This is a genomic window from uncultured Cellulomonas sp. (assembly GCF_963527515.1).
GTDB lineage: Bacteria > Actinomycetota > Actinomycetes > Actinomycetales > Cellulomonadaceae > Cellulomonas.
In genome coordinates, this window is the sequence record NZ_CAURTV010000151.1 from 1 (window position 1) to 6,410 (window position 6,410).

Consider the following 6,410-nt stretch of genomic DNA (forward strand, 5'->3'; position numbering starts at 1 on the left):
CAGGAGGACGGCGCGGGCGTCCCCCGTCGAACCGGAGGTGCTGACCACGACGGCGACGTCGGCGGGCACCTCGGTGGCGTCCGCCCCACCGAGGGCGACCGCGGGTCCGGTGCTGGTCAGCGCGCTCCGCAGGGCCGCGAGGAGGAGGTCCGGCGGCGCGGGGGCGTCACGCAGGGGCCGGTTCACCCGCCCAGCGTAGGTCCGTCCACGCGCGCGCCCGGCCGGGGCGGTGGCGCCCACGCCGTAGAGTGTCGCGCGATTCACACCCCGAAGGAGCACCGTGCTGCCCGTCCACTCCCGCCCGCTCGCCCGCCGTCGTGCCACCCCGCCGATGCTGCTCGTGGCGTTCGCCGCCGGTGCCTCGCTCGTCCTCGGTGCGTGCAGCGCTCCGGCCGACGAGCCCGCGCCGGTCGCGCCGGTGACGCAGGCGCCGCAGATCGAGCCCGCCAAGGTCGCTCCGCCCGCGCCGGTGGTCCCGCCGCGCTGGCCCCTGACCGGTGTCGCCGTGGCGGAGGTGTCGACGCGTCCCGCGCTGGCGATCAAGATCGAGAACTCCACGGAGGCCCGTCCGCAGACCGGCCTCGACCAGGCGGACGTGGTGTGGGAGCAGGTGGTCGAGGGCGGCATCAGCCGGTTCGTCGCCGTCTACCAGTCGCAGGTGCCGGCGGAGGTCGGCCCGATCCGGTCGGTCCGTCCGATGGACCCGGCGATCGCCGCACCCCTGCACGGCCTCATCGCCTTCTCGGGCGGGCAGCAGCCGTTCGTCCAGGCCCTGAAGAACTCGGGCCTGCAGACGATCAGCATGGACGCGGGTGCCGGCGGGTTCTACCGCAAGAAGGGGGTCGGCCCCGCCCCGCACAACGTCTACGGCACGCCCCAGACCTTCTGGGACCAGGCCGACGGCAACCACAGCGCCGCACCCGCCGGCCAGTTCGTGGTCGCGCGGACCGCCGACAAGGCGTCGGCGGTCGTCTCCGGAGGCCCCGCGTCGACGGTGGCCGTGCGCCTGTCCGGGTTCTCCCGGCCGACGTGGACCTGGGACGCGGGATCGGCCACGTGGCTGCGCGCCGAGGGTGACGCTCCCGCGATGCTGCGGTCCGGCGCGCGCATCGCCGCGACCAACGTGGTGACCCTCAAGGTCCGCCTCATCGACTCCGGCACCATCGACCCGGCGGGCAACCCGGTCCCCGAGACCGTGCTCGAGGGCTCCGGGGACGCCACCGTGTCCAGCGGCGGCCGCACGGTCACGGGCACGTGGACCAAGGCGTCGACGGATGCCGTCCTCGCGCTCACCACGGCCGACGGTGCCGTGCTCACGCTGGCGCCGGGGACCACGTGGGTGGAGCTCGTCCCGGTGGACTCCGGTGCGGTCACGATCAGCTGAGCCGGCATGGCAGCCTGGACCGGTGCAGCGAAGCGACAGGGGAGCTTGATGACGGCGACGACACGACGACAGGTCCGGGGCGCGCTCGCCGCGACCCTCGCCGGGCTGGCGCTGGCGGTCGCCGGCTGCAGCGCACCGCAGGAGGCTCCGCGCAAGACGCCCGACCCCGTGACGCAGGGGCCGACGATCGCGCCCGACAAGGCTGCCGCCCCGGTGCCCGTCGTCCCCACGGTGTGGCCCCTGACGGGCGTGGCGGGGGAGCCGGCCGCGCGGCCGTCGCTCGCGGCGAAGATCGAGAACACCGCCGTGGCCCGGCCGCAGTCCGGCCTCGAGCAGGCGGACGTCGTCTGGGAGACCATCGTCGAGTTCGACGTGTCGCGGTTCATCGCGGTGTTCCACTCGCAGGTGCCGGCGGAGATCGGCCCCATCCGGTCGGTGCGTCCCATGGACCCGGTCATCGTGGCGCCCATGCACGGCCTGTTCGCCTTCTCGGGTGGCCAGCAGGGCATCGTCGACCTCGTCGCGAACAGCGGTGTCCAGATGATCAGCCACGACCGCGGCGCCCCCGGCATGTACCGGACCCGGGACCGGGCGGCGCCCCACAACGTGTACGGCACCCCCGAGACGTTCTGGGCCCAGGCCGACGGCAGTCACCAGGCCCCCCCGCCGGAGCAGTTCACGTTCGCGCGCAGCGCCGACCAGGCCACGGCCGTCGTCGCCGGGACGCCCGCGAGCACCCTGTCCTTCCGGCTCTCGCCCGCCTCCAGCCCGACGTGGACCTGGGACGCGGCCAGCGGCACGTGGCAGCGGTCGGAGGGCTCGACGCCGGCGACCGCGCGCAGCGGCGCCCGGCTGTCGGCGGTGAACGTCGTCTCGATCACCGCGGACCACCCGAACTCCGGCTTCGGTGCGCAGGGCGGTGCCCCCGTGCCGACCTACTCCCTGATCGGGTCGGGTGACGGCGTCGCCGCGACGGGCGGCAAGACCGTCCCCGTGCGCTGGCAGAAGGAGTCCCAGGACGCCCCGATGCGGCTGTTCACCCTGGACGGTGCGCCCGCAGACCTGGCCCCGGGGAACACGTGGGTGGAGATGGTGCCGAGGCCGACGGGGACGCTCACGATCGGCTGAGCGGATCGGTTGTCCGACCACGGGATGATCCTGGGGTCCGGGTTGGCCACCCCAGGTCGGGAGCACGACGAGCCTGGGGGCCGATGTGGCGCCGGGTGTGCCCGGGCGAGGCTGAGCGCATGGCCACACTCACGCACCCGGATCACACCCCCGTCGAGCACGACGTCCGCTCGCTCGGCGCGGTCCTCGTCTCGGCCGTCGTCCTCGTCGCGCTGCTCGTCGGCGTCGCGGGCATCCTCGGCTCGGTCGTCGACCTCGCCGGCTGGGCCCTCGCCACCAGCTAGTAGGCGTACGGGAATCCCGACCAGTCGGGGTCCCGGCGCTGCAGGAAGGCGTCGCGACCCTCGACCGCCTCGTCGGTCATGTACGCCAGCCGGGTCGCCTCGCCGGCGAACACCTGCTGACCCGCCAGGCCGTCGTCCGCCAGGTTGAACGCGAACTTGAGCATGCGGACGGCCTGCGGCGACTTGGTCGCCATGATCCGGGCGTACTCCAGCCCGGCCTCCTCGATCTGCGCGTGGTCCACCACGTCGTTCACCGCGCCCCAGGCGAGCGCCTGCTCCGCCGAGTACTCGCGGGCGAGGAAGAAGATCTCGCGGGCCCGCTTCTGACCCACCTGGCGCGCCAGCAGCGCGGAGCCGTAGCCGCCGTCGAACGAGCCCACGTTGGCGTCGGTCTGCATGAACCGCGCGTGCTCCCGGCTGGCGATGCTCAGGTCCGCCACCACGTGCAGCGAGTGGCCGCCGCCCGCTGCCCAGCCGTTGACCAGCGCCACCACGACCTTCGGCATGGTCCGGATCAACCGCTGCACCTCGAGGATGTGCAGCCGGCCGGCGCGTGCGGGGTCCACGTCCTGCGCGGTCTCCCCGGACGCGTACTGGTACCCGGACCGCCCGCGGATGCGCTGGTCGCCACCGGAGCAGAACGCCCAGACCCCGTCCTTCGGGCTGGGGCCGTTGCCGGTCAGCAGCACGGTGCCGACGTCCGACGTGGTGCGCGCGTGGTCGAGGACGCGGTACAGCTCGTCGACCGTGTGCGGCCGGAACGCGTTGCGGACCTCGGGCCGGTCGAAGGCCACCCGCACCACGGGCAGGTCACGGGCGACGGCACCCGCGGCGACCTGGTCCTGCGTGGGCCGGGCGAACCCGCGGTGGTAGGTGAGGTCGGTGAGGTCCTCGAACCCGTCGACCGTGCGCCAACGGGTCGGGTCGAAGGTGTCGGAGACGGTTTCCGGCAGCGGAGGGAGGGTCACGGCGGCAGCCTAATCGCGTTCGCACGTTCTGGTACGCTGGTACCAGAACGTGCGCGGGACGGCGGGGACTGCCACCCGGCGCGCACGGCAGAGAGTGGTGGCTCCGTGGCGTGGATCGTCCTCGTCCTGTCCGGCATGCTCGAGGCCGGCTGGGCGCTCAGCCTCAAGGCGTCCGACGGGTTCAGCAGGCTGTGGCCCAGCGTCCTGTTCGTCGTGCTCCTCGTCGCCTCGATGGGCGGCCTGGCGTGGGCGCTCAAGTCGCTGCCGGTCGGCATCGCCTACGGCGTGTGGGTCGGCATCGGCGCGGCCCTGACCGCCGTGCTCGCGATCGTCTTCCTCGGCGAGAGCGTGTCGGTGCTCAAGGTCGTCTCGCTGGTCCTCATCGTGGCGGGCGTCGTCGGCCTCAACCTGTCCTCGTCCGGGGCGCACGCATGACGCAGCCGGCGCAGCGCGGCGTCCGGGGCAAGGGCGCCCGGCGGCGCGACGAGCTGGCTCGCGCCGCCGCCACCCTGGTGCTCCGCGACGGGCCGGGAGCCCTCACCCACCGCCGCGTCGCCGTCGAGGCCGGTGCGTCGTTGTCGGCGACGACGTACTACTTCGCGTCCCTCGACGACCTCGCGGCCGCCGCCGGTCACGCCCTCGCCGACGCCTGGGCCGACCGTGCGCGCGCCGTCCTCGCGGGTGCGCCGTCCACCTCGGTCCGGGAGGACCCCGCGGCGGCCGCGCGCGTGCTGTCCGACGCCGTGCTCCCCGCCGGCGACGACGCCGAGGTGCGCAGCCACTACGAGCACCTGCTCGGTGCCGGTCGCCACCCCGGCGTGGCGAGCGCCTTCGCCGCCGGGCGTGCCGTGGTCGACGCCGTCCTGGCCGAGCTGGTCGCCCAGGTCGGGGCGCCGACGTCCGCCGTGGTGACCACGGCGCTGGTCGACGGCGCGGTGGTCACCGCCCTGACCGAGCAGCGGCCGGTGCGGGAGACCGCGCGCGCGCTGCTCCTCGAGGCGTGGGGTGCGTGACTGCGCCGTACGCTGGCGGCGTGCCGAACCCCGCTGACCTGCACGTCTGGTCCCTGCCCCTCCGGACCAGGTTCCGCGGGCTGACCGTCCGGGACGGTGTCCTGGTGCGCGGCGACGCCGGCTGGGGCGAGTTCAGCCCGTTCTGGGACTACGACTCCGAGGAGTCGGCGGCGTGGTGGCGGGCGGCACGCGAGGCGGCGGACGAGGGGTGGCCGGCACCGGTGCGCGCGCGCATCCCGGTCAACGTCACCGTGCCCGCCGTCGACGCCGCGACGGCCCACCGCATCGTGCGCCGCTCGGGCGGGTGCCGGACCGCCAAGGTCAAGGTGGCCGAGCCGGGGCAGTCTCTCGCCGACGAGGTCGAGCGCCTGGAGGCGGTCCGCGACGCCCTCGGTCCGGGTGGGGCGATCCGGGTCGACGCGAACGCCGCGTGGGACGTGGACACCGCGGTGAGCCGGCTGGCGGTGCTCGACCGCGCGGCCGGCGGGCTCGAGTACGCCGAGCAGCCCGTGCCCGGGGTCGAGGACCTGGCCGCCCTGCGCCGACGCACCCACGTGCCGATCGCCGCGGACGAGTCGATCCGCCGGGCGGCCGACCCGCTCGCGGTCGCGCGCGCGCACGCCGCCGACGTGGTGGTGCTCAAGGTGCAGCCGCTGGGCGGGGTGCGCGCGTGCCTGGAGCTGGCGGAGCGGATCGGGCTGCCGGTCGTCGTCTCGTCGGCCCTGGAGTCCTCGGTCGGCCTGGCGGCGGGTGTCGCGCTCGCGGCGGCCCTGCCCGAGCTGCCCTACGCCTGCGGCCTGGCCACGGCGCAGCTGTTCACCGCCGACCTCGTGACGGACCCCTTCCTGCCGGTGGACGGCGCGCTCGACGTGCGCCGGCCGGAGCCGGAACCCCGGCTCCTGGCCGCCGCCGCGGCACCCGTCGAGCTGGTGGACCGGTGGCGGGTGCGCCTCGCCGCCGTCCGGGCTCGGGCATGATGGCGGGCGTGACGGAGCCCCTCGACCAGGACCCGGCGACGACGGCGGCACGGGTGCTCGTCCAGACGCTCGCCGTCCTCGGCGTCGAGGACGTGGTGCTCTCGCCCGGCTCGCGCAGCGCACCCCTCGCCTACGCCCTCGCGGACGCCGCCCGCCCGGACGGCGAGCGACCCGCCGGGGCTCCCGCGCTGCGCCTGCACGTGCGGGTGGACGAGCGGTCCGCGGCCTTCCTCGCCGTCGGCCTGGCGAAGGCCTCGGCGCACGGCCCCGACGACCAGGTGCACCCGCCGCGGCCGGTCGCCCTGGTCACCACCTCGGGCACCGCCGTGGCCAACCTGCACCCGGCGGTGCTCGAGGCGCACCACAGCGGCCTGCCGCTGATCGTGCTCACGGCGGACCGGCCCCACGAGCTGCGCGGCACGGGCGCCAACCAGACCACCGACCAGGTCGGCATCTTCGGCACCGCCGTGCGGCTCGCGGTGGACGTGCCCGCGCCGGTCGGCCTGGCGGACGAGTCGCGCGGGCTGCGGCGGACCGTGTCCCGCGCCGTGGCGGCCGCGACGGGCGCCCGCACGGGCGACCCCGGGCCGGTCCACCTCGACCTCGCGTTCCGCGAGCCGCTGGTGCCGGGCGGCGGCCCGTGGCCCGTGCGATCC

Annotated in this window: 8 protein-coding genes and 1 pseudogene; 7 read left to right on the forward strand and 2 right to left on the reverse strand. The window is 75.5% G+C overall.

Going from position 1 to position 6,410, the window contains the following annotated elements; all coding sequences use genetic code 11:
- A pseudogene (locus RYN42_RS19200) lies at positions 1–186 on the reverse strand (AMP-dependent synthetase); the annotation flags it as partial.
- A gap of 94 nt (positions 187–280) precedes the next feature.
- Between RYN42_RS19200 and RYN42_RS19205 the strand changes: the two are divergent.
- From RYN42_RS19205 to RYN42_RS19215, 3 genes are all read left to right on the forward strand, one after another.
- Entirely contained in the window at positions 281–1,384 is a 1,104-nt protein-coding gene (locus tag RYN42_RS19205) for a DUF3048 domain-containing protein (protein WP_315098916.1), read from the forward strand.
- A 48-nt stretch (positions 1,385–1,432) separates the two neighbouring features.
- Positions 1,433–2,512, forward strand: coding sequence for a DUF3048 domain-containing protein (locus RYN42_RS19210; RefSeq protein WP_315098919.1), 1,080 nt, complete (start codon positions 1,433–1,435; stop codon positions 2,510–2,512).
- Positions 2,513–2,631: 119 nt separating this feature from the next.
- Complete coding sequence (locus RYN42_RS19215; RefSeq protein WP_315098922.1) at positions 2,632–2,796, forward strand: hypothetical protein; 165 nt, start codon at positions 2,632–2,634, stop codon at positions 2,794–2,796.
- Here the strand turns inward: RYN42_RS19215 and RYN42_RS19220 are convergent.
- Complete coding sequence (locus RYN42_RS19220) at positions 2,793–3,764, reverse strand: 1,4-dihydroxy-2-naphthoyl-CoA synthase (protein WP_315098925.1); 972 nt, start codon at positions 3,762–3,764, stop codon at positions 2,793–2,795. The genes RYN42_RS19215 and RYN42_RS19220 overlap by 4 nt on opposite strands.
- Positions 3,765–3,869: 105 nt before the next feature.
- On the opposite strand from RYN42_RS19220, the gene RYN42_RS19225 reads away from it, so the two are divergent.
- The 4 genes from RYN42_RS19225 to RYN42_RS19240 all read left to right on the forward strand — a co-directional run.
- Entirely contained in the window at positions 3,870–4,199 is a 330-nt protein-coding gene (locus tag RYN42_RS19225; protein WP_315098928.1) for a multidrug efflux SMR transporter, read from the forward strand.
- Positions 4,196–4,777 carry a hypothetical protein gene (locus RYN42_RS19230; protein WP_315098931.1) on the forward strand — a complete coding sequence of 194 codons (582 nt, stop codon included), beginning with the start codon at positions 4,196–4,198 and terminating at the stop codon, positions 4,775–4,777. Before RYN42_RS19225 ends, RYN42_RS19230 begins: the two co-directional genes overlap by 4 nt.
- A gap of 20 nt (positions 4,778–4,797) precedes the next feature.
- Positions 4,798–5,754, forward strand: a complete 957-nt coding sequence (locus RYN42_RS19235) for an o-succinylbenzoate synthase (RefSeq protein ID WP_315098933.1) — start codon at positions 4,798–4,800, stop codon at positions 5,752–5,754.
- Positions 5,751–6,410, forward strand: a 660-nt coding sequence (locus RYN42_RS19240; protein WP_315098935.1) for a thiamine pyrophosphate-binding protein, incomplete at its 3' end; no start/stop codon positions are given. The genes RYN42_RS19235 and RYN42_RS19240, both read left to right, overlap by 4 nt.